Origin of the sequence: Microvirga rosea, assembly GCF_020595095.1 — a bacterium.
Classification (GTDB): domain Bacteria; phylum Pseudomonadota; class Alphaproteobacteria; order Rhizobiales; family Beijerinckiaceae; genus Microvirga; species Microvirga rosea.
On sequence record NZ_JAJDOP010000011.1, the window covers coordinates 48,987 to 70,605 of the forward strand.

The window sequence follows — 21,619 nt, forward strand, 5'->3', positions numbered from 1 at the left end:
CTCACTCCGCCGCCTGTGAGAGAGATTCAGGGGGCCGGCGGGAGGCGAGCCGCCGGCTCACTTGCTTCCCAAGATCCCTCGCAGCCCCAAAGATGCCGTGGGGCATGAAGAGCGTTACGAAGACGAAAAGACCACCGAGGGCGAAGAGCCAGAACTCTGGCAGGACACCCGTGAACCAGGTCTTTCCGGCATTGACCAGCAGCGCTCCGAGAATGGCTCCGGCGAGCGTCCCGCGTCCACCGACGGCCACCCAGATCACGACTTCGATGGAGTTAGCCGGAGCGAACTCGCCCGGATTGATGATCCCGACCTGCGGTACGTAGAGCGCACCGGCAATGCCTGCCAGCATGGCCGAAAGCGTGAAAACGGCGAGCTTGTAGTGCTCGACCCGATAGCCGAGGAACCTTGTGCGGCTTTCAGCATCCCGCACGGCCACGAGCACCTTGCCGAACTTCGAATTCACGACCCAACGACACAGCAGATAGCCGCAGGCCAGCGCGACCACGGAGAGCACGAACAGGACGATGCGGGTCGAAGCCGATTGAAGCGGAAATCCCAGAATGTCCTTGAAGTCGGTCAGCCCGTTATTGCCGCCAAAGCCCATGTCGTTGCGAAAGAACGCCAGCATCAAAGCAAAAGTCATGGCTTGCGTGATGATGGAAAGGTAGACGCCGGTCACACGGGAGCGGAACGCGAGCCATCCGAAGATAAATGAGAGAGCGCCCGGCACGATCAGCGCCATCAGGGCCGCAAACGGAAACCACTCGAAGCCGTGCCAGAACCAGGGCAGCTCCTTCCAGTTCAGGAACACCATGAAGTCGGGCAGGACCGGATCGGCGTAGACTCCGCGCGGGCCGATCTGACGCATAAGGTACATGCCCATGGCATAGCCTCCGAGTGCGAAGAAGGCTCCGTGGCCGAGAGAGAGAATGCCGCAGAAGCCCCAGATCAGATCGACGGAGAGAGCCAGCAGGGCAAAGCACACGTATTTGCCGAGCAGAGGCACAAGATGGTCCGACAAATGCAGAGCCGATCCTGGCGCCGCCAGTCCGTTCATAGCAGGCACCACGATGGCGGCTACGGTGAGAAGCGACAGGACGACAGTGCTTTGCCGATCAAGCAGGGTTTGTGTCTTCATGCCTCGACCGCTCTGCCTTTCAGCGCGAAGAGGCCGCGCGGACGACGTTGAATGAAAAAGATGATGCCGACGAGAAGGACGATTTTGCCGAGCACCGCGCCCGCATAGGGTTCGAGGAGCTTGTTTGCGATGCCCAGCGTCATCGCGCCGACGAGTGTGCCCCAGAGATTTCCAACACCGCCGAACACGACGACCATGAAGCTGTCGATGATGTAGCCCTGCCCGAGATTCGGGCTGACATTGTCGATCTGGGAAAGCGCGACTCCCGCAATGCCCGCCACACCTGATCCAAGGCCGAAGGCCAACGCGTCGACGCGGCTGGTCTTGATGCCCATCGATCCCGCCATGCGCCGATTCTGCGTGACGGCTCGGACATGGAGCCCCAGGGAAGTATATCGCAACACAAGTTGCAGGACGGCGAAGACCAAAATGGCGAAGACCACGATAGCGATGCGGTTGTAGGTAAGACTTAAGCCACCGATCTCCAGCGCCCCGCTCATCCAGGCCGGAGTTCCCACCTCGCGGTTCGTCGGCCCGAACAGTGTGCGAACGGCCTGCTGCAGGATGAGGGACAAGCCCCAGGTCGCCAACAGGGTTTCCAAGGACCGGCCATAGAGGAAGCGGATGACAAGCCGCTCGATCAGGATACCTGTCACGCCTGCAACGAGGAAAGCGAGCGGCAGCGCGATGAAAAGCGAAGCCTCGAACAGGCCGGGCGCATAGGTGCGAATGAGCTCCTGCACCACGAATGTCGTGTAGGCTCCAAGCATGACCATCTCGCCATGGGCCATGTTGATGACGCCCATCGTGCCGAACGTGATGGCGAGCCCGATGGCAGCGAGAAGCAGAACCGACCCGAGGGAGATCCCGTACCAGATGTTCTGAACGGCACTCCAAAGCGCCAGCCGGGCGCGAATGCTGTCTGTCGCCTTTCCGGCAGCCTCTGCAATATCCGACGGTGTTCCCGACGGCAGGCTGGACAGAAGAGCGAGCGCCTCCTGATCGCCGCGCTCCTTCAAGGTTGCAACGGCGCCAAGGCGGTCGGCGGAGGATGCATCGGCCTTGTTCAGTAGAATGGCCGCCCGCGCCGTCCGGAGGGCTTTTCTCACATTCGGGGAAGTCTCCTGCGCAATCGCCTTGTCGAGCGTCGGCAAGGCAGCAGCATCGCGAGAGCGGAAAACGGCACGCGCCGCTTCGAGCCGCGTTCCAGGATCCGTGCTGAGGAGCGTCAGATTCCCGAGCGCGGCTTCGATGGCGCGGCGGACCCGGTTGTTGACCCGGACCGGCTTGAGGCTGCCCGCATTCGCGCCCGACGGCTGCCCCTTCGCTGCATCGACAAGGGGGCCGGATATATCACGGATAACAACCTGCCCTGCCCCCACGAGAAGCTGCCCATCCCTCAACGCCTCGATAACGCGAAGAGACAAGGAATGGCCGCTGCTCGTGACAGCCGCAATAGCCGCTTCAGTATCGGCATAGCTGTCGGCTGCAAATCTCGGCAATGCGTCCTCGTAAGGTCCGGCCATTGCAACCGAGGTCATGCCCGCCAGCAGGACGAGAGCCCAGAAAATCGTGCGCAAAGTGGTCATGAAAAACGCCGCTTGGAGAGAGGTCGAGGGCAACCGCAGCGGCTGCCCTCATCGATCAATCGCTCAGGCGCCGCACTTCTTGGTGACGGTGTTGTAATTGCCGCACTTGAGGGTCTTCCAGTCGGCAATTAGGTCCTTCGAGCCATCGAGATACTTGGACCAGGCATCACCTGGAACGAGAGCATCGGTTTGCGAAACGGTCTCGAACTGGCCGTCCTCCTTGATCTCGCCGATGAGCACCGGCTTCGTAATGTGGTGGTTCGGTAGCATCTCGGACACGCCGCCGGTAAGGTTCGGGACCTGCACGCCGACGATGGAGTCGATTACCTTGTCAGGATCGGTCGTGCCGGCCTTCTCGACCGCTTTCACCCACATGTTGAAACCGATCACGTGCGCTTCCATCGGGTCGTTGGTGACGCGCTTGTCGTTCTTGGTAAAAGCCTTCCACTTCTCGATGAAAGCCTTGTTGTCAGGTGTATCGACGGACTGGAAGTAGTTCCAAGCGGCCAGGTGGCCAACGAGAGGTTTCGTGTCGATGCCGGCCAGCTCCTCTTCACCCACCGAGAAGGCGACAACCGGAATATCCGTGGCCTTCACGCCCTGGTTCGCGAGCTCCTTATAGAACGGCACGTTGGCATCGCCGTTGATCGTGGAGACGACAGCTGTCTTCTTGCCGGTGGATCCGAACTTCTTGATGTCGGCCACAATAGTCTGCCAGTCGGAATGCCCGAAGGGCGTGTAGTTAATCATGATGTCCTCGGACTTCACGCCCTTGGACTTCAGGTAAGCCTCAAGAATCTTGTTGGTCGTGCGCGGATAGACGTAGTCGGTGCCGGCAAGCACCCAACGCTCGACCTTCTCTTCCTTGGTGAGGTAATCGACAGCCGGGATCGCCTGCTGGTTGGGCGCAGCGCCTGTGTAGAACACGTTCCGCTCGCTCTCCTCGCCCTCATATTGGACGGGGTAGAACAGGATGCTGTTCAGCTCCTTGAACACGGGAAGAACGGACTTGCGCGACACGGATGTCCAGCATCCGAACACAGCCGCGACCTTGTCCTTGCTGATCAGCTCGCGGGCTTTTTCTGCGAAGAGCGGCCAGTTCGAAGCTGGATCGACCACAACAGCTTCGAGCTTCTTGCCTAGAAGACCGCCCTTTTTGTTCTGCTCCTCGATGAGCATCAGCATGGCATCTTTCAGCGTGGTCTCGCTGATTGCCATGGTGCCCGACAGTGAATGGAGAATCCCAACCTTGATCGTTTCCTCTGCTCTTGCGGCTCCTGCCGTGGCGCCGGAAACCAGAGCCGCCGCCGTAAGTGCCAGCAGATTTCTGCGCGTCATGTTCAAAATCGACATAGGTCCCTCTCCCTGCATGCCCGTTTCAGGTGCAACGTGGGGTTCCTACGCAAGAACCGTGCCAGAGTTGGCGGAGAGACACCGGCCTGAGGAGGGTGGCCGATAGAAGGCGGAAGTGAATAACGGGTCTGCCCAGAAAAGTGGCGAAAGCTAAAATACAAGGCGAACAGAGCAATGTTACACTCAGCGACGGAATGTCGGCTTTTCGCCCATGACTTGCCCTTTGGTCGGCGGCTGCGACCACTCTTTCCCCTGACAGCCCGCAGACGATGCCCCACGCTCTGTACCGGGTGCGGCCGGTGAGCTCGCGTGGGCGGGCGCCGCCGAGCTGCGTCAGCATCAGATCAATGGCCTTGGGGGTGACCTTCAGCAGCTTGGCGCCGAGCGGCACCGTCACCAGCGGACGCGACAGAAACAGGTCGACCAGCTCCGGCAGCCTGGAGTTGGAGCGGCACTCCTTGGTCACCCGCTGCATCAGCTCGCGGGCGAGGATCAGGCGGTCGAGATCCTTGGTGCCGATCGCCAGTGCTTCTTGGGGTCAGCGCAAGATGTGTTCCTGATTGAGCGCTAAGCTAGAACCAAAAGGGAACTTACTGCCTACTGTGTGATGGTGTTTTACGAGCGGTTATGCTGCGCGTGCCAGTGGCTTGGGCGGCCGAAAGGGCGGCAAGCCGTCCACGAGCACAGGCTGCTCGCCCCAAGCATAGGTGCTGGTGAGGTTGATATGCTCCCAACCCGGAGGCGACACGTGTTTGAGCACCTCACGCGGATATTCCGCCCCTGATGGCGAAGGTGATCCACAGCCCGTCCAAGATAGACTGTATTCCAGTGAACAATGGCGCTCACGACCAGGTTCAGTCCGGAGGCCCGGAACGCCTGACTCTCGAACGATCGATCCCGGACCTCGCCGCGCTCGTGGAAGAACTCCTGGGATAGAACGCTGCTTGTTGACACCAGCCGCAATCAGGTGGCATCGACCGCAAAGCCTTCGCCTCCCACCAGCCCCTCCGCCAGGCAGCGCTCGACGACGGTCTCGAACAGGTGGCGCAGGATGTCGCTCTGGCGGAAGCGGCCGTGACGGTTGCGTGAGAAGGTGGAGTGGTCCGGCACCTTGCCCTCCAACCCGAGACGGCAGAACCAGCGGTAGGCCAGGTTGAGGTGGACTTCCTCGCACGGGCGCCGCTCGGAGCGCAAGCCCATGCAGTAGCCGACGATCAGCATGCGCATCATCAGCTCGGGATCGACAGAGGGCCGGCCGATGGGGCTGTAGAACGGCTTCAGGGCCGTGCGGACGCTCTCCAGGTCAAGGAAGCGGTCGATGCGGCGCAGCAGATGATCCGTAGGCACATGATCATCAAGGCAGAAGTCGTAGAAGAGCTGCGCCGGAGCCACTTGCATGCCCATCATCGTCCTGCCCTCCGCAAAGCGACAGGAGAATGGAATCAGGCCAACGCGGCTCAATCAACGCCCGACCAAATCAATACTATCTGCCACAAGCTGACTTTCCATTTGGCGCTTACTCAGGAGAGCGGGTTCGCAGCGAGCCAACTTCCCTCTCCCTCAAGCTGCCTCGTGGCAACTCCTTCTCAGAATAGACGATCGCCGTTAACGCCTTCCCTCGCCGCCGCCGTTGCCACCACCGTTGCCGCCGGAGTTCCCACCTCCGTTTCCGCCGCCGGAGTTCCCACCACCGTTGCCTCCACCATTGCCACCGCCATGGCCGCCACCATTTCCGCCACCGTTACCACCACCGTTTCCGCCGCCGCTGCCTCCACCGTTTCCGCCGCCGTTTCCGCCGCCATTGCCGCCAGAATTTCCGCCGCCACCGTTGTTTTCGCTGCCTCCACCGGTTGAGCCGGCCTGCGAATGTCCGGCATTACCGTTTGCCCCGCCACGATCACTGCGCCCGCGAGCCCGGTCAGGCCGAGAGCCGCTTGATGGGGACTGGGCAGGACCGAGATCCTGGCCAGGCGGTGAGGGGTTCCGTTTTTGTGCGCCCGCGGCTGTGCCGGGATCAGTGCCGGTGTCCGGGGCTTGTGAGGACGTGTTCGACCTCAATGGCCGGCCCTCGAGCGAGACTCGCGCAAGGCCCAGACGTCCTCTCAGATCGGTCACGACGGTCACCACGGCAGCCGCATAGGATCCGGCCGGAAGCGCCGCAGATACTCTTCCAGCCACCTCAATGCCTGAACTAAGGCGCAGTCCGCTCCGTGTCCGCTCGACGTATGCCTCGATGGAGAAGCGCCGGACCTCGGTGCCCAAGAGATCGCGCTCCCTGACAGCTCTGGCCACGTCGAGAACTTCTTTCTTATATGTGCCCTCCAGGATAGACCGGGTGCCAGCGAGCGCCGGGGCTGCTCTGTTGAGCCTCAACCGCCCGATCATGAGGCTACCATTACGAAGCTTGGTCACATTGCCGACGACCTTATCGGGGCCGCCGGACCTGGGCTCGATGAGGCTTGCGACGATAGTTCCGTCCGGCCGCCGCAGACCGAACACCGCAACACGCTCTCCGCGCCCCCACAACTGCCTGCCGTTGAGCTTCTCGACGGAAACAGTTTGGCCGAGCACACGCAATGTCTTGCCGGCCGTCGCTTCGATCGTACCCACGACCTCACTGGTCACGTCGATTTGCTTTGTTCGCAGCACACCGTTCTGAGTTTCGGCGACAACCTGCACCACCTGACCGATCTTGAGGTCGGAGACCTTCCGGATTTGCCCGTCAATCCGTACCGGCACGTCCGGCGCGTAGGTCACATGCATGCCGTTGACGATGATGCTTCCGAACCCACGGATCGTGCCGATCACGCCGGTGCCGCCGATACCTCGATCGCTTTCGGGTTCGCTCGGAACCACTCCCGTGCCACCGATACCGCGATCCTGTGGGTTCTGACTCCGCGCCACTTCCAAGGGGAAAAGGAGCAGTGCTAGCGCGGCCAGCCAGCACGCAGGGGTGCGTGCTATCCAAGTGGCACGATCCCTCACGTCCTGGGCTCCTCGTCGTTGCTGGTCGTGGAGGTACGCGCGACCGTCGGCGGTGCAACCTCTTCGCAATACACATAGACGCCGAAGTTCCACCGCCACGCGCCGGGTGTCACTCCATTGCTGGCAGCGTGTGCTTCGCGGTTCAACTTCTGAAGAGCTTGCATCGCAAGCTCGCGGGAGCGTTGCTGGAGTTGCTCAGCCACATCCTTCGTCAGGCCGTCGTAATGCACGGCACGCTCAAGGAATTGTGGCGATTGCGCCTCCACATTCGCAACTGCGGCGGCGATGTGATCGTGCAGGTTGCGCCCGAAGTAATAGAGCTGCTGATCATCCCCGGCACGCGGCACGTAGGCCGCCTCGACCAGAACAGCCCGGTCCTGGTCGTCGATGACGACGAGCTTTCGGTCGAGCCACTCGTCGAGCACGGCACGCGGCCGCACATCGCGGGTGACCGAATCAACAAGGCGCTCGAACGAGGGCTGCGATGGCTCCGCAATGCGGGGTAGCGGCCGGGGGTGCCCATCGCTATCGGTGAACTCAGGATCGGCAAGCCACCGGGCCAGAATGCGGCTTGTCTGGGAGACTGTCGCAGGAACGATATTGATTGGTGCACCTGCCCCGCGCAGCCGCCGGACTTCCTTTCGGTGGATGCCCGTCAGAAGGCTGACGCGACTGTCTGTCTGCTCCTTGCCTTGAAGGGCGAAGTCGTACTCGGCGACGTTCACGTAGAGCTCCCGTAGTAACTCCGCGAGCATGGGAAAGGTGATTCCGCTGCGGATCAGGAGCCCCACAAGCGGCCGCAATAGGCGCGCCAAGGGCGCATGCAGTTTGGCTGGCTCAGGGGAGCGATGTGTGTCGCTGGACATGCCTCCTAGGTAAGCGGATTGGACGTGGGAAATTTTCTCACATACCTTTTTGAAGGAGGGACGCAGGTCCCAAATTTGCTGGAAGGAAACTCTATGACGCGCCGCCTTACCCTGACTGTTTCGGCTCTCGCCCTGGGTCTTGCGATCAGCCTGCAGCCGCTTTCCCTCGATCTGATCACGTTCAAGGCCGAGAAGTCTCAGGCTCACGCCAAGGGCGGCGATGGCGGTGGCGGCGGCAATGGCGGCGGGAACGGTGGAGGCAACGGTGGTGGAAATGGTGGTGGTAACGGTGGCGGAAATGGTGGCGGCCATGGCGGTGGCAATGGTGGAGGCAACGGTGGTGGGAACTCCGGCGGCGGTGGAAACGGAGGTGGCTCCGGCGGTTCCCGCGGCGGTGAGAATTCTCGCGGTGGCGCAAGCGAGCACAGCGGGCGCGGCTCCGGCGCCAGCGATGCTTCCGCAAAGGGCCAAGCGAGGACTGAGCAGGCGCGAAGCAGCACGCGTGATGTCAGGGAAGTCGGGGTACAAGCTTCCACCGAAGCGAAGCGAGCGGCAGCCAGCGCCAAGAGCATTGGTCTGGATACGGCCAAACTCGGTCGCATGAACGCGGTGAATGCCTCCGCGACGGCCCGGCAGCATGCCGCGCCGAACTCGACGGTCGGGCTTATCGCGAGCTACGAGAACGCCTTGAGTGTCAAGAACACCAAGGACACGATCACCGACGCCGAAATCAATGAGGCGGCCAGAGCTCTTGCCACGCTGTCGAGGCCGGGCGTACCGGAAGAGGCTGTCAAGACACTCAATGAGAAGCTCGGGCTTGAGATCGACCCCACGTCGGACGTGTTCGACCGGGTTATCGACGAGGCTCGAGAGATCCAAGCCTCACGGCGGTAAAGGCCTGAACGTCCTGCCGCTCACCGACGGCAGGACGTTCTCTGAAACCGGCAGCTCGATCCGCAATGGATTGTCGTTGTGAAGCGTAACCTCTTCAGGGCAGCCAAGCTTCCGTGCAGAGAAATACTCAGCAGGTCCCAAACATCGGGAGAGCGCCCTTGAACACTGACCGCAGCCCACGAGTTCTCATTGTCGAAGACGAGGCCGTGATCGCGATGCTGATCGAAGACATGGTGTGCGATCTCGGGGGACAGGTCGTTGGCACGGCCACCAAGTTCGAACAGGCGATGAGTTTAGCACTCCAAGCAAATTTCGATCTCGCTATTCTCGACGTCAATGTTGATGGCGTGGCGATCTACCCGATTGCAGACATTCTAGGCGATCGCGGCACACCGTTCGTCTTCATGACCGGCTACGATTTCAGCGTCATTCCCGAGCGCTACCAGCACAATCGTGTCCTCTCAAAGCCATTCACGCACCAGACCTTTAGCGATGCTTTGCGGAATATCGTCGTCAACTCGTCTGGTTCATCGGCTGCTTGCTAGGTTCTAGGTGACCCTTCAATAACCGAGCTCCACATCAGGAACGGCAAGGCAAGGGCACTCCATAGGATAGACGTTTATCTTGATGATGGTCCGCACGGCGATAGAAGTAGGAGCTGAGGCATTCCGTCTCCGAAGCCACGGGGATTTGCAGGGGACTGCTCGAGCCGCTTCTAATCGGGCTTGGTGGGTCTTCGCAGCTCCTTGGACATAGACAAGGCAAATTCAGGCACTCACACTTGGAAAGGTCCGCACTGGGTCAGCCTGAGCCGTTGGGCGAGGTCCTGCGAAGGTCCCGATAGCGCTCCATCGCGGAAATACGGCCAAGGTCCGCACGGTGCCACAAGGGGACATCCGCAACATTGTGTTGCCTATCAACCTAACCTCTTCGAGAGAGCCTGCGGCTTGCCTGGGCAGACTCCTATCGCTGAGCACCTCAAGCGAAGCCGGGAACTTCGGTTTGATCGCCCTGTTGTTGGATAGCTCGGTTCATCGAGCTGAGAACAGGGTTGCGCTAAGTGGAGCTGACGCATGAGTGATATGGAGCATTCCGACCAGCCGACTCCGGCGACACCTGGGAACCCGCCTTCAACGGAGACGACTAGTTCGACGCAAGCAACGGCCGGAACGCGCACGGAAACGGCTGGATCTACGACGGATGTCTCAACGGAGACAGCTTCAACGGCAGGCGCGCCGGCTGAGGTGGCCCCTCCGCCGAACGCGCAGGAGCGTCCAAAAACCAAGGGTGTGGCCGACATCGTCTTCCTCGTCGACGTCAGTGGCAGCATGTCGCCCTGCATCGATGCGCTCCGCCGGAACATCGAGGCCTTCATCGACTCCTTGAGCCGCGGCGATGCAAACAACGCCGCCCCTGTGAGGGACTGGCGTGGCAAGGTCGTCGGGTATCGTGACATCGAGGCAGCCCAAGCCGAGGGGCTACCCTGGATCGTCGATCATCCCTTTGTCCGCGATGCCGGAGCACTCAAGGCACAGCTTGGCACCTTGCAGGCGAACGGCGGCGGCGATGAGCCGGAATCGCTTCTCGATGCTCTCTACAAGGTTGCTTCCATGGAAGCGGTCCCGAAGGGTTCGCAGACGGAAGATCCGGCAAAATGGCGCTACAGGAGCGATGCGGCTCGCGTGGTCATCGTCTTCACCGATGCGTCGTTCAAGGAAACCATGAGCCTTCCCGAGGCGAAGGGCGGTTCGCTTCAGGATGTGGCAAACCTCGTCATGGCCAATCGCATCATCCTCAGCCTCTTCGCCCCCAACTTCGAGGGTTATGATCGCTTGAGCCAGATCGATAAGTCGGAATGGGAGGTTGTGGAGTACGAGGGATTGAACCCGCAGGAGGCTTTGCAGAGGTTCACGTCCGATCCGGTCAATTTCCGCAACACCTTGAAGCAGCTGGCCGCCAGTGTCTCGCGCTCGGCAGCGACCGTGGCGCTGTAGACACACCGCCCCCGTCACAGTGAGCGTAAGCCATGGCCAAGAAGCTGAAGGTCGGCGATCGGATCCGGCAGTACCGTGTCACAAAGGTCTTCGGGCCAGGCATGATGGCGATCTCCTATGGCGCCGAGGGACCGACAGGAGAGAAGGTTTTTCTGAAGCAGTACAAGTCTCCTGCTCCTACGGTCGTTTGGTACAAGGCATTCGTCGCCTACCAGAACGAGCTCGGCACCCGCGTCCGGAACGGCCGGGCAGCTCAGTTCGCGGTGCGCCAGGTGGATGCGTTCGAAGAGGTCTGGGGCGGGCCCTGCTACTTCCAGGCCTTCGAGTTCGTTGAGAGCGGCGCCGACTTGCAGCAAATGCTCGATGAGGAGCGGGAGCAGCATCGCCGCACCAAGGTGCCAGCCACCAACAACCCCGCCGTCTGGGCCCGTCACGTCACTTGGGCCAAGGTCTTCATGGCCGGAATGGCGGCGCTGCACGAATCCAAGATCGTCCATGCCGATCTGAAGCCGGCGAATGCCTATCTGATTCAGGACCCGACGATCAGCTCCGGCTACCAGCTCAAGCTGATCGACATGGATTTCTCGCTCTTGGCCGACCGCCGCGCGCCCTGGCATGGCCATCAGGGCTATGTCGGCACCGACAATTACCGCTCTCCCGAGCACATGACCCGTGGGGGCGTGCCGGGGCTTGCCTCCGATGTTTTCACGTGTGGGCTGATGCTCTACGAGCTTCTCGCCGGCTATCATCCCTACTGGACCGAGGATCAGGCGGAGTACGCAAGGCTCGTCCAGAGCTATGCCGCCAAACCTCCGGCGCTGGCCGGAGTGATGCCGGCTCCAGCGAGCAATGCCGAAGTCAGCTCCTTCCTTCACCGCTGCCTTGCGCCGGACCCCACCGCGAGACCGACGTCCACGGAGCTGCGGGCTGTTTTGAGCGGGCGCGGGGCAGCGTCGTCCACCTCCAAAGAAGGTGCGGCAGCGGTAACGGGCGATGGCGCTCCGCGAGCTGCCGCCGAGTTGATCCTGTCCGACAGGATCGAATTGTTGGGCCCCGACGGACGCTCACTCCAGATTGGGGTCAGGACGGAACTTGGTAAAACCCTGGTGCGGCAATTCGGGCCGGACAGCGAGTTCTGGGACAGCCGCCAATGTGTCCTGGAACGTCATTCCGGGCGGCAGTGGATGATATCGCCTGTGGCTGGCACAACCAACGAAACTCTCGTGAACGGTGCCGTGCTCGCAGCTCCTCGGCCGCTCAGGCAAGGAGACCGGATCGCTGTCGGACGCCAGGCCAAAGGCATCGTCAAGATGCCGCTGACAGCGCGGGCGCTCAAATGAGTCTGCCCGGCGGACCTGAAGCGCCTGACCCCACTCCTCTGGGCGAGGAGCCGAAGAAGCCGGAAGCGGATTCAACAATGGCGGATGTGCCTAAGGATGAACCTGCGACACAGGATCCTGCGCAATCACCAGATGGCCTTGCATTGGATGCCTCCGTTGTAGGCGCTGAACCGAGATCGGACGCTGCGGCACCTCAACCGGCGAGCGAAGAGCCCCCCCAGAACATCGGCAGCCTGCCTTCTGACGCAGCTCCGACCGCCGTCGCGTCGCCCCCTCCTCTTGAGATCGTGGAGGTGGAACAACTGGATTGGCAGGCTGTCCGCAATGCGGCCAACCCGTCCTCCATTCGCTCGAACATGCGAGCGACGGTGGAGAGGATGGAGGCCCTGCTCGACAAACCTGACGGGCCTGGCCTGTTGTTCGACAAGGACCGCTCCGATCCCGCCGACAAGGTGGTCCAGGTCTCCGACTTGGATACCGAGCGCCCGTTGTGGATCGTCGGTGATCTGCACGGCGATCTTCTGGCGCTCGAGGCTGCACTGGCGGCGATGCGCGATCTGGCGCTGCCGCCGGATGAGGGGCAGCCCCGGGTTGTGTTTCTCGGCGATCTTTTCGACGATCAAGGTTTCGGGCTCGAAGTTCTTCTCCGCGTGTTCGAGCTGATCACGGACGCGCCGGATCGTGTGTGCCTCATCGCAGGCAACCACGACGAGGCGCTCTCCTATGACGGCGTGCGATTTGCTTCGAGCGTCTCTCCATCGGATTTCGCGGATTTCCTAAACGCCAATCTCGCGCATGAATGGATCGAGCGGGCCGGCAAAGTGGCCGTGCGTCTGTTCGCGCGTGCTCCCCGTGCACTCTTCTTTCCCGACGGTCTCCTGGTGGCCCATGGGGGGTTTCCGCTGGCGGATCTGCACGCGCGGCTTGGCGAAACGGGAGATTGGAACGATCCGATGTGCTTGTCGGATTTCGTGTGGACCAGGGCCCATCCGAAAGCGCGCAAGAAGCTCCCGAACCGCTTCTCGCGGGGCAGTCAGTTCGGGTATGAGGATTTCGCTGCTTTCTGTGTCCTGAGCACCAGTTTAGGACGTCCCGTCACGCGCATGGTGCGCGGCCACGATCATGTGGAGGAGAGATACGCCGCCTATCCGGCCTATCGGGCGCATCCAATGCTGACGACCGTGGCCCTCTCTCGCCGATTGAGCCGTGAGAGCTTCGGCCCTTACGAGCGCGTTCCCACCATAGCGCAATTTGTCGAAGGAACGCTTCCCCGGGTGTACCGGCTGCACATTCCTGCGGACATGATCCGCGAGGTCTATCCCGAGTTCGCCCCCGGCAACCCTGAGAGTGAAACGATCCAGGAACCTCATTGATGACCAGCGTAATCCTGCGTTGCCCGAACTGCGGTACTTCGAAGACAACTCCTGGCGAATGTGAAGCCTGTCACGAGGCGCAGGTCCGATACTACTGCACGAACCACAAGCCCGGGCGCTGGCTCGATGCCTCCGTCTGTCCGGAATGCGGTGCAAAATTCGGCGATCCGGTTCGTCCGGCGGTAAGTCCCGTTTCGCCTGCCGCCCCGCCTCGTCCACGGACCACGATCTCGCCCGCTGCACCGCCGCGCGCCGATACTCCGCCATCTCCCCCGAAAACCGCTGCCAAACCCTGGGGCCGCAGAGATCGGGAGGGATCTCCCAGTCCGGATCTAGGTACAGATGATGAGAGCACCTCGGCGCGCGATATCCGTGCAGCAAGAATGCTGGAGATCCTCAGGGCCGCTTCACGTGCCGGCCGCATGCCCCGAGGAGCAACCTACACCACTCCGGAGGCCCCACCGGTTGGGGCAGCGTTGGGTGGCTGCCTGATGCGCTTCGTGATCGTTGCGATGTTTCCGCTCATCAGCTTTTTCCTAATGCTGTCGCTTGTAGGTGGATCCCTGTTTGGAGGTTATTACTTCTAAAGTAGTCAACCACCGGGCGGCGGATTTGAGGGGAGTATGCTAACTCCGAGCTACGGAGCCATCCAGCACGGTCTTGCGGCTCCGGGGAGCGTCCGCGAGCCAGGACGCGACACCTTGAAAACGGATTGCGCCGAGTCGAGCGAGGATCAAAAGCAACCATTGCATCCGCGACCTCCGCTATTCACGGGCCATTATCACACGCTGTCACCGAACCCAACCAAGCCTGCAGCGTGACCGGCCACCTTCAGGAGGTGAAACCTCTCAGCATGCAGCTACGTTGAGCAGTGGGGGTACTGGCTCCCCTTTACCGAAAGGTGCGAGGGTTTATGGCGGCCACAGGGATCAGCGAACGGGTGAGCGTCGGCTCCACCGAGCATGGGCACGCTGCCCCAACTTCCTTCTGGGCTCTCACCCTCGGCACCATTGGGGTCGTCTACGGCGACATCGGCACCAGCCCGCTCTACGCCCTCAAGGAGAGCCTTGCCGCCGCCACTGGACACGCGGGCTCCAGCGCCCTCACACGTGAGATGGTGCTCGGGGTGGTCTCTCTCATCCTGTGGACGCTGATCATCATCGTGACGACCAAGTACGTGGTCTTTGTCCTGAGAGCTGACAACAACGGCGAGGGCGGCACTCTCTCGCTCGTGACGCTCGCCCAGCGCGCCCTCGGCCACAGCACCGGGATCACCATCATCCTGGGCATGGTGGGTGCTTCCCTGTTCTACGGCGACACCATCATCACGCCCGCCATCTCGGTGCTCTCGGCGGTTGAGGGCCTCAAGCTGATCACCCCCGCCTTCGATCCATATGTGGTGCCGCTCAGTCTCGTGATCCTGATCACCCTCTTCGCCGTCCAGCGCTTTGGCACAGCGAGCGTGGCCTCATTCTTCGGCCCGATCACCGCGTTCTGGTTCCTCGTGATGGCCGTTGGCGGCCTGATGCACATCCGGGACGATCTCAGCATCCTCGGCGCCATCAATCCAGTGCACGGCCTCAGCTTCGTGCTCAACCACGGCACGGCCGGGCTGCTGGCGCTCGGCGCGGTGTTCCTGTCAGTGACCGGCGCTGAGGCCCTCTATGCCGACATGGGCCACTTCGGTCGTGCGCCGATCCGCACCGCCTGGCTCGGCCTTGTCCTGCCCGCGCTTGCGCTCAACTATCTCGGCCAAGGCGCCATGCTGCTGGCCCATCCCGAGGGACTGGAGAACCCGTTTTTCCTGCTCTACCCGTCCTGGGCGCTGCTGCCGATGGTGATCCTCGCCACGGTCGCTACCATCATCGCCAGCCAGGCTGTGATCACCGGTGCGTTCTCGATCTCGGAGCAAGCGATGCACCTCGGCGTGCTGCCTCGCTTCCGTGTCATGCGCACTTCTGAGACCGAGAAGGGCCAAATCTACGTCCCCTTCATCAACTGGCTTCTGCTGACGGCAGTGGTGCTGGTCGTCGTCCTCTTCGAATCGTCGAGTGCCCTCGCGGCAGCTTACGGCTTAGCCGTGACCGGTGACATGGTGATCACCTCGTCCCTGCTGTTCATCGTGGCGTGGAAGTTCTGGCGCTGGGCTCCGGCTATTGCCGCATTGGTGATCGCGCCGTTCTTGGCTATCGAACTCGTGTTTCTTGGCGCGAATGCGCTCAAAATCCTGCACGGCGGCTGGTTTCCGCTGCTGGTCGGCACAGGCCTGTTCGTCCTGATGTGGACCTGGCGCAGGGGCACACGCCTACTGGCCGAGATCTCACACCGGGACCGCCCGCCGCTAGCTGAGTTCATGCGCAAGGTTGAGAGCAACCCGGTGCCGCGTGTTCCGGGGACCGCCATCTTTCTCACCGGGAACTCCCACGATGTTCCGGCCGCCTTGCTGCACAACCTGAAACACAACAAGGTGCTGCATGGTCACAACGTGCTCCTGAGCGTGGTCACCGAGGAGGTGCCGCGCCTGCGGGAGGAGGGCCGGGTCACAGTGGAAAAGCTCTCGGACCGGTTCTCGCGGGTGACGGTCCGGTTCGGGTTCATGGAGCCGCCGAACGTGCCCAGAGCGCTGAAGGCGGCGAATTTTGATCTGGAGGACACCTCGTTCTTCCTGTCGCGGCGGGCTCTGCAAGCCTCGGCGCAATCAGGCATGCCGCTCTGGCAAGACTATCTCTTCATTCCGATGGCACGGTCGGCAAGCGATGTCTCGGACCAGTTCTGCATTCCCGAGGACCAAGCGGTCGAAGTGGGCGCACGGGTCACGATTTGATTGGGTACCTGTCACAGCTCAAGGGGTGCTGATCAGCGCGGTCAGTCCAGCCTGGCCAATGCTCCAGCCGGCTAGACGAGACCGATACAGGTAGATCAGCTTGTGGATAAGCCACGCGCCGGAGCACAAGGATCGAGAGTTCCGCCGCCCGAAGCCGATCCTGTCCCAGTTCCTGAAATCCCGGTCGCGCAAGTACGGGACATCATCTGTGTCGTGGGCGACATCGGTCCTCAGCGAGGCCTCAAAGCGCTTCCAGGCCCGACGGGCCATCGTCCGGGCGACGACCGACGCTCCGCCGGAGACAATGGCGAGATCCCAGAGACGGTCCCTGAAAACAGCCATTGACACGTGGCAACCTTAGGCGAAAGATCTAAGCCTATCCTGACAGATAGGCCGCTGCCCACGCTTGTCAGCGCCCGGTCATGGTGCGCGGGCGGCCACGGTCCGTTTCGGGTCAAAAGCGGACTCGCTATGGGCTGCAACCCGGTGCAGTCCGTCAGGCGTTCGAAGATTCACTGCAAGCGCGGCAAGACCTATCGATAGCCGACGGGTTGGTGCATCATCGCCCAGTTAGTCCTCCCAAACTGACCCTCCCTGGTTTTGGCTGGGGAGGGTTCTTTGCTCTTGGTAGAAGATAGTTATAACCCTTTCCGTCTGAGATATGCCGACCTGGAGGCTGCCATGGGTTCAGACATTGTGGATCGCCTCAAGTTTGCTTCTGAGGCGGTGGGAATTGACGGGGAGCTAAAGGCCCTGTTGCTGGAAGCAGCCGATGAGATCGAGCATCTGCGCCAGTTGCTCGATCCAACGATCGAGGGCGATCTTGACCTTATTGAGCCGAAGGGTCGCGCTTAAGGTAGAATGGACGCCGGTTCCGCAGCCAGCTCCACTCTGCGCTATTCGCCGTGAATAGTTGGGCTCGTGCCATCGATTGGCCTTCGCGCAACTGCGTGGTCCAGAAGCCCCTATTCTCTGCAAATTTCCAGCTCTGCTTAGCCTATGTTGGCGCGATGGAACTCGTGATCAGAGTATCGTGTGCGGGCATAAAGAGGGGAGGCGTCCATGGCCACCCAATCCACGTTGTCGACCTCCGAACACAAAGAAGCCGCCGGACTCGCCTGGAAATGCAAGCACATTCCATTCGGCACTATACTTGTAGGCAGTGTGCTGCTGAGCGGGGTTGCATCGACGCTCTCGGTGATGTGGAGCTATGGCCCGGTCCATTGGATCCCGTGACATGGTTAGATCAACGGTGATCCCGTAAGGGGCGGCGAGCTTGCCGATAGCTGACGCCCATCCACTCTGCAGATGGTGCCTCATCGCCTTCTTATAGGGCCCGACTTCCTTTACCTGGACTCGTCATTGCGTTCAGGCTCGCTCGCTTTCGGCTGCACGATAGCCCCAGCGTTGGAGTGGCGATGGTTCACCTGCTCTCCCCGCCGGAGGCCATCACCTTTCATCCGCCCATCGAAAAGGAATGGCTGTGTGCCGCTCGTGCTCGTGGCAGCCGCAGCGTGCGATTGTCTGGGCGGAGCATCTTGAGCAATCGCGGTGGTTGCGGCCAGTGCCAACGCAAATGCGACGACCAATCTCGACATGATGACTTTCTCCTCTTCCAGCAGGCAGCCGGCGCGGAACTACGGCTCGGCTTTGGCGACCCCGCAAGATCATGCCAATCCTGGGCGAAGAGTTCAATAAGGAGCGAGGACCCTGAGCCCGTGTCCGCATTAAGACCGCCTAGAGCCTTCCCATCGTCTCCCGCCGATAGTTCTTAAGTGCTTCCCGGCAGGCTCTCTGAGGCGGGGGAGCGAGAGCCCGTTCATGCCGGGCAATGGCGTCCAGTATGAGCCGTCGGTGGTCCTGCCAGATCGCCATGGTCTCTTCCAGCAATCGCAGCAGCTCTCCGGCCAGGGCCGTGTCACGGCCTTGCTCGGTTAGCTTCTGGATCAGGGCGAGTTGCTCGGTAATCCGCTGCTCACCTTGGACAAGATGCCGATCCGCTGCAATCAGATCGTTGCGTTCATGTTGGAGATCAGACACGGTGACAGTCCTCGGCCATGCAGGCGGGAGCGCACGTCTCTCTCAGCCACCGGCGCGCACAGGTTCGGATTGGCCAGTGATGGAGCCATCATACACCTTCGGAGAAGGTGAACGATACGCTTGTGAGGTGCGTTGGTAGCTTTATTGGCCTGACAAGGGAGTGGCGGTGTATTCCCCACGCTACGACAAAGCAGCCGAGTATCGTCGCTTGGCCGAGGAATCCCGGACTCTGGCCCGCCAGATCTCGATCAATGATGCTCGGCGCCAGCTTCTTGAGACCGCCAAGCACCTGGAGTTGCTGGCGCAGGAAGAGGAGCGCAGGATGCAGATGGCAGGTTCCAAGCCGGAGCCGAAATCGAGCGTGTAGGCACCTCTGCTGGGAACGGCAGTGGTGGGTGCTGCATTGCGGAGCCAGCAACTCGAATGAGAGGTGGCGTCATGCGCATCGAGGACGATCCCCTGATGCAACGGGCAGAGAAGGCGGTGGCCGAAGCAGCGCGGCTGCGTCAGGCTCTTATGCACTTCGAGAACGAGGTCTGGCAGCAGGCTCAGCAGATGCTCCGGATCGAGGCTGAGCTGGACCCGCTCCTGCCGCATCCGCCCGATGGGCTAGGACGGCTCAGGGAGGTTATGGCCCAGGATCCGTCCGAGGAGGAGCAAGAACCCGCTCATGTCGGGCAATCGCGTCCAGGATGAGCCGGCGATGGTCCTTCCAGAAGCCGCAGCAGATCCCAGGCCAGGACCGTGTCGTAGCCTTCCCTGGTCATTCTCTGGATCAGGGCGGTCTGCTCGGCGATGCGCTGCTCGCCGGCCGCCAGATGCCGATCCGCCGTGATCAGGTCTTCACGTTCTCGCTGGAGGTCGTTCACGGTGACACTACTCAGCCACGCAGGCGGGAGCGCACATCTCTCTCAGCCACCGGCGCCTACGGGTTCGGTCTTTGCCGACGGTGACACCAGTATGCCCGCTTCAGGTTCGTGGTCCAAACGAAACGGTTCCGCTCGCAGGGGGCTGTGGTAGAATGGACCGAGGGGTGAGAACCTATCCTTAAGCTGACGGGTGGCGTCAGGAGTGAGGAGGACCATGACCGATGCAATAAACCGGCCGAATTTCCGGTCGGCGCCAACACAGACACGGTTGGCCGAGGCGATCTATCGCGGCATGTTCGAGGGCACACCTCACCCCTATCTGATCCTCTCGCCTCGCCTGAGGATCGTGGGAGCCAATGACGCCTATCTGGCTGCGACGCGGAAAGACCGTGAGTCGCTCGCTGGCCTCGACATGTTCGAGGCTTTCCCGGACAATCCGCATGATGATGCCGCAACCGGTGTCCGCAACCTGAGCGCCTCGTTCGAGCGTTCGCTGAGGTCTGCCCGGCGGGACGTCATGCGGCTTCAGCGCTACGACCTCAAGGGACGGGATGGGGTGTGGGAGGCGCACTACTGGAACCCGGTCAATTGGCCGCTCCTCGATGATTCTGGATCGATCATCGCCCTGGTCCATCATGTCACCGATGCCACGCTGCAAACCGTTGAGCCCAGCCGCGGACCGGGGCCTAGCCCGGATGCCTTGCCCCTGCGGGCCGCGGCGGCGCACAGAACCGCCCAGAACCTGGTCGAGCGGTCGCGTCGATCCATCCTGCTCTCCCGACAAATGGTGGCGGACACACAGAGGGTGCTTGCGGAATCCCGCAAGCTGCTGGAGCGGTCGGTCGATGCCTTCAAGCCGCAGCGACGCGAGACCGACGAGTAGTGCACCTCCTCGCGCCGGCCGAAGGGACATTGCCATGTCGCGATGAGCGCGTGCGGACCATGGCGCCGCGTAGCGATTGCTCTGCGGCAGACAGTGGTACAGCTGAGGGGAGACCGGGGTTCCGGCAACCGTGAAGTTATAGCCGACGATCGCACCCACTTCCGTGGAAATTCTCATAGTTCATCTTCGCACTTCGACGGGAAGGTGCATTGACGGCCGGAATCTTCTGAAGTGGCCGGATCCTCCACCTTCATAGCGGTGCCTCACGACCCGGGATGGTGCTGGGAACGCCGTTGATGTCGTTCGCATTGAGGTGGCGTCCCTCACGGTCGAGGTGGAGGTAGTTGGGATTGAACAGAGAAGCCTGCATCAGCGCCTCCAGGTTCGGGATCGTGAGGGTCTTGCCCTTCAGCGCGATGAGCCCGACGGCGCGCAAGTCCTGAAGGGTGCGATTGACATGCACCGCCGTCAGCCCGGTGGCGTCAGCCAACTCGGCCTGGGTCACTGGGATCTCACAACTGTTCTCTCGCGTCAGGCCAACGCCTTGCAGGCGCAGATAGAGCTCGCATAGCAGATGCGCCATACGTTCAAATGCACTCCGCTGACCCAGATTGACGGTCCACTCGCGCTGAATGGCGATCTCGACCAGAGTGGCCCACCACAGCGCCTGGGTGATGCGGGAATGCTTGAGCGTGAGCTCCTCGAACGCCGCCCGCGGGATCTCGGCCACGGTGACAAGGGTGATGGCGCCGAGGGAATGGTCCATCTGGCGCAGAATAAAGATGTTCTGATCACACAGATCGCCCGGGACCATGAAGCCGGTGATGGAGCGGCGGCCATCCTCCAGTTGCTTGTAGCGGCACGCCCAGCCGGAGAGGATCACGTTGATCTGAGAGGGCTTGTCGCCTTCCTGCACCAGGTCCTCGCGTGGCTGGAATACCCGCCCCCGCCCGGTAATCTCCGTCAGCACCTGCTTGTCCTCGGCCGAGAGGCGGGTGAACTGCTCCAGTTTGCGGATCAGGGCGATGGCCATGGCATCGTTCCAGGTTGGGTGCCCATTAGACCATAACCCGTGTTAAACTGATCGGGATTAACCTGTGTTGCTTTCCGACTACTTGGCTCGCCGGTCGGACGCGCGTTTCGGCTTCGTAATCTCGGGCTGACGGAAGTAGCCGCCTTCAGGAACAGCAAGAACGGCGGCTCGCGTAGTGCCCTTCGGTCGAGGAGGGTAAGGGTCTCAAGGTTATAGTTGTCGTTCGTCTGCGGGTCTTCTGCTCTCAGGCCCCTTCCTTTGCCTTCCGATAGCCGACGCCCATCCGTTCGGGAGATGGGGCTCTTCGCCTCGTCTGACGACCGGGCGCTGGCTGCCTTTGCAGGGATCTGGCGGCCGTGGACCGGCATACGAGGTATCAAGGCCGAGCCGGTCGAGGGTGAGCATCGGCTCTACAGCTTTCTAAGCTGCGAGCCGATG

At 61.6% G+C, this 21,619-nt stretch carries 22 protein-coding genes and 2 pseudogenes; 12 read left to right on the plus strand and 12 right to left on the minus strand.

The features are described from left to right. Position 1: 1 nt before the first annotated feature. The 8 genes and pseudogenes from urtC to LJD17_RS20190 form a co-directional block, all read right to left on the minus strand. Positions 2 to 1,138, minus strand: coding sequence for an urea ABC transporter permease subunit UrtC (gene urtC / locus LJD17_RS20155; protein ID WP_227385991.1), 1,137 nt, complete (start codon positions 1,136 to 1,138; stop codon positions 2 to 4). Then, positions 1,135 to 2,727: an urea ABC transporter permease subunit UrtB gene (gene urtB, locus LJD17_RS20160; protein ID WP_227385992.1), complete on the minus strand. Its 1,593-nt coding sequence runs from the start codon at positions 2,725 to 2,727 to the stop codon at positions 1,135 to 1,137. Before urtB ends, urtC begins: the two co-directional genes overlap by 4 nt. A 63-nt stretch (positions 2,728 to 2,790) precedes the next feature. Then, entirely contained in the window at positions 2,791 to 4,080 is a 1,290-nt protein-coding gene (gene urtA, locus LJD17_RS20165) for an urea ABC transporter substrate-binding protein (RefSeq protein WP_406600855.1), read from the minus strand. A gap of 25 nt (positions 4,081 to 4,105) precedes the next feature. Then, positions 4,106 to 4,546 carry a helix-turn-helix domain-containing protein gene (locus LJD17_RS20170; protein ID WP_227385993.1) on the minus strand — a complete coding sequence of 147 codons (441 nt, stop codon included), beginning with the start codon at positions 4,544 to 4,546 and terminating at the stop codon, positions 4,106 to 4,108. A 159-nt stretch (positions 4,547 to 4,705) separates the two neighbouring features. Then, positions 4,706 to 5,004, minus strand: a pseudogene (locus tag LJD17_RS20175) (Tn3 family transposase); the annotation flags it as partial. Between the two features lies 1 nt (position 5,005). Beyond that, positions 5,006 to 5,487, minus strand: a pseudogene (locus LJD17_RS20180) (transposase); the annotation flags it as partial. Between the two features lie 198 nt (positions 5,488 to 5,685). Further along, on the minus strand, positions 5,686 to 6,936 hold the full coding sequence (locus LJD17_RS20185; RefSeq protein WP_227385994.1) for a DUF5666 domain-containing protein: 1,251 nt from the start codon (positions 6,934 to 6,936) through the stop codon (positions 5,686 to 5,688). Positions 6,937 to 7,061: 125 nt separating this feature from the next. Continuing rightward, positions 7,062 to 7,931: a DUF6502 family protein gene (locus tag LJD17_RS20190; RefSeq protein ID WP_227385995.1), complete on the minus strand. Its 870-nt coding sequence runs from the start codon at positions 7,929 to 7,931 to the stop codon at positions 7,062 to 7,064. A 93-nt stretch (positions 7,932 to 8,024) separates the two neighbouring features. On the opposite strand from LJD17_RS20190, the gene LJD17_RS20195 reads away from it, so the two are divergent. The 7 genes from LJD17_RS20195 (at position 8,025) to LJD17_RS20225 (ending at position 16,356) form a co-directional block, all read left to right on the plus strand. Then, positions 8,025 to 8,825, plus strand: coding sequence for a hypothetical protein (locus LJD17_RS20195; protein WP_227385996.1), 801 nt, complete (start codon positions 8,025 to 8,027; stop codon positions 8,823 to 8,825). Positions 8,826 to 8,983: 158 nt separating this feature from the next. Next, on the plus strand, positions 8,984 to 9,370 hold the full coding sequence (locus tag LJD17_RS20200) for a response regulator (protein ID WP_227385997.1): 387 nt from the start codon (positions 8,984 to 8,986) through the stop codon (positions 9,368 to 9,370). 699 nt (positions 9,371 to 10,069) lie between these two features. Further along, the gene (locus LJD17_RS20205) at positions 10,070 to 10,819 is read left to right on the plus strand and encodes a vWA domain-containing protein (RefSeq protein ID WP_227385998.1); all 750 of its coding nucleotides are present in this window, start codon (positions 10,070 to 10,072) and stop codon (positions 10,817 to 10,819) included. A gap of 32 nt (positions 10,820 to 10,851) precedes the next feature. Beyond that, positions 10,852 to 12,159, plus strand: coding sequence for a protein kinase domain-containing protein (locus LJD17_RS20210; protein WP_227385999.1), 1,308 nt, complete (start codon positions 10,852 to 10,854; stop codon positions 12,157 to 12,159). 293 nt (positions 12,160 to 12,452) lie between these two features. Beyond that, positions 12,453 to 13,532 carry a metallophosphoesterase gene (locus LJD17_RS20215; RefSeq protein WP_227386000.1) on the plus strand — a complete coding sequence of 360 codons (1,080 nt, stop codon included), beginning with the start codon at positions 12,453 to 12,455 and terminating at the stop codon, positions 13,530 to 13,532. Beyond that, on the plus strand, positions 13,532 to 14,119 hold the full coding sequence (locus tag LJD17_RS20220) for a hypothetical protein (protein WP_227386001.1): 588 nt from the start codon (positions 13,532 to 13,534) through the stop codon (positions 14,117 to 14,119). Before LJD17_RS20215 ends, LJD17_RS20220 begins: the two co-directional genes overlap by 1 nt. A 326-nt stretch (positions 14,120 to 14,445) precedes the next feature. Next, complete coding sequence (locus LJD17_RS20225; protein WP_227386002.1) at positions 14,446 to 16,356, plus strand: potassium transporter Kup; 1,911 nt, start codon at positions 14,446 to 14,448, stop codon at positions 16,354 to 16,356. An 18-nt stretch (positions 16,357 to 16,374) separates the two neighbouring features. Here the strand turns inward: LJD17_RS20225 and LJD17_RS20230 are convergent, their stop codons facing one another. Next, positions 16,375 to 16,698, minus strand: a complete 324-nt coding sequence (locus LJD17_RS20230; RefSeq protein WP_227386003.1) for a hypothetical protein — start codon at positions 16,696 to 16,698, stop codon at positions 16,375 to 16,377. Between the two features lie 339 nt (positions 16,699 to 17,037). On the opposite strand from LJD17_RS20230, the gene LJD17_RS20235 reads away from it, so the two are divergent. Then, entirely contained in the window at positions 17,038 to 17,211 is a 174-nt protein-coding gene (locus LJD17_RS20235; protein WP_227386004.1) for a hypothetical protein, read from the plus strand. Positions 17,212 to 17,418: 207 nt separating this feature from the next. Continuing rightward, the gene (locus tag LJD17_RS20240) at positions 17,419 to 17,592 is read left to right on the plus strand and encodes a hypothetical protein (protein WP_227386005.1); all 174 of its coding nucleotides are present in this window, start codon (positions 17,419 to 17,421) and stop codon (positions 17,590 to 17,592) included. Between the two features lie 501 nt (positions 17,593 to 18,093). Here LJD17_RS20240 and LJD17_RS20245 read toward each other — a convergent pair. After that, the gene (locus LJD17_RS20245; protein ID WP_227386006.1) at positions 18,094 to 18,396 is read right to left on the minus strand and encodes a hypothetical protein; all 303 of its coding nucleotides are present in this window, start codon (positions 18,394 to 18,396) and stop codon (positions 18,094 to 18,096) included. 160 nt (positions 18,397 to 18,556) lie between these two features. Between LJD17_RS20245 and LJD17_RS20250 the strand changes: the two genes are divergently transcribed. After that, positions 18,557 to 18,763: a hypothetical protein gene (locus tag LJD17_RS20250; protein WP_227386007.1), complete on the plus strand. Its 207-nt coding sequence runs from the start codon at positions 18,557 to 18,559 to the stop codon at positions 18,761 to 18,763. A gap of 56 nt (positions 18,764 to 18,819) precedes the next feature. Next, positions 18,820 to 19,092 carry a hypothetical protein gene (locus tag LJD17_RS20255; RefSeq protein WP_227386008.1) on the plus strand — a complete coding sequence of 91 codons (273 nt, stop codon included), beginning with the start codon at positions 18,820 to 18,822 and terminating at the stop codon, positions 19,090 to 19,092. Here the strand turns inward: LJD17_RS20255 and LJD17_RS20260 are convergent. Beyond that, positions 19,065 to 19,265 (minus strand): hypothetical protein, encoded by a 201-nt coding sequence (locus LJD17_RS20260; RefSeq protein WP_227386009.1) that lies wholly within the window; start codon positions 19,263 to 19,265, stop codon positions 19,065 to 19,067. The genes LJD17_RS20255 and LJD17_RS20260 overlap by 28 nt on opposite strands. 214 nt (positions 19,266 to 19,479) lie before the next feature. Here LJD17_RS20260 and LJD17_RS20265 point away from each other — a divergent pair, with 214 nt between their 5' ends. Further along, entirely contained in the window at positions 19,480 to 20,148 is a 669-nt protein-coding gene (locus LJD17_RS20265; RefSeq protein WP_227386010.1) for a PAS domain-containing protein, read from the plus strand. 250 nt (positions 20,149 to 20,398) lie between these two features. Here the strand turns inward: LJD17_RS20265 and LJD17_RS20270 are convergent, their stop codons facing one another. Beyond that, complete coding sequence (locus LJD17_RS20270) at positions 20,399 to 21,181, minus strand: Crp/Fnr family transcriptional regulator (protein ID WP_227386011.1); 783 nt, start codon at positions 21,179 to 21,181, stop codon at positions 20,399 to 20,401. Positions 21,182 to 21,619 lie beyond the last annotated feature (438 nt).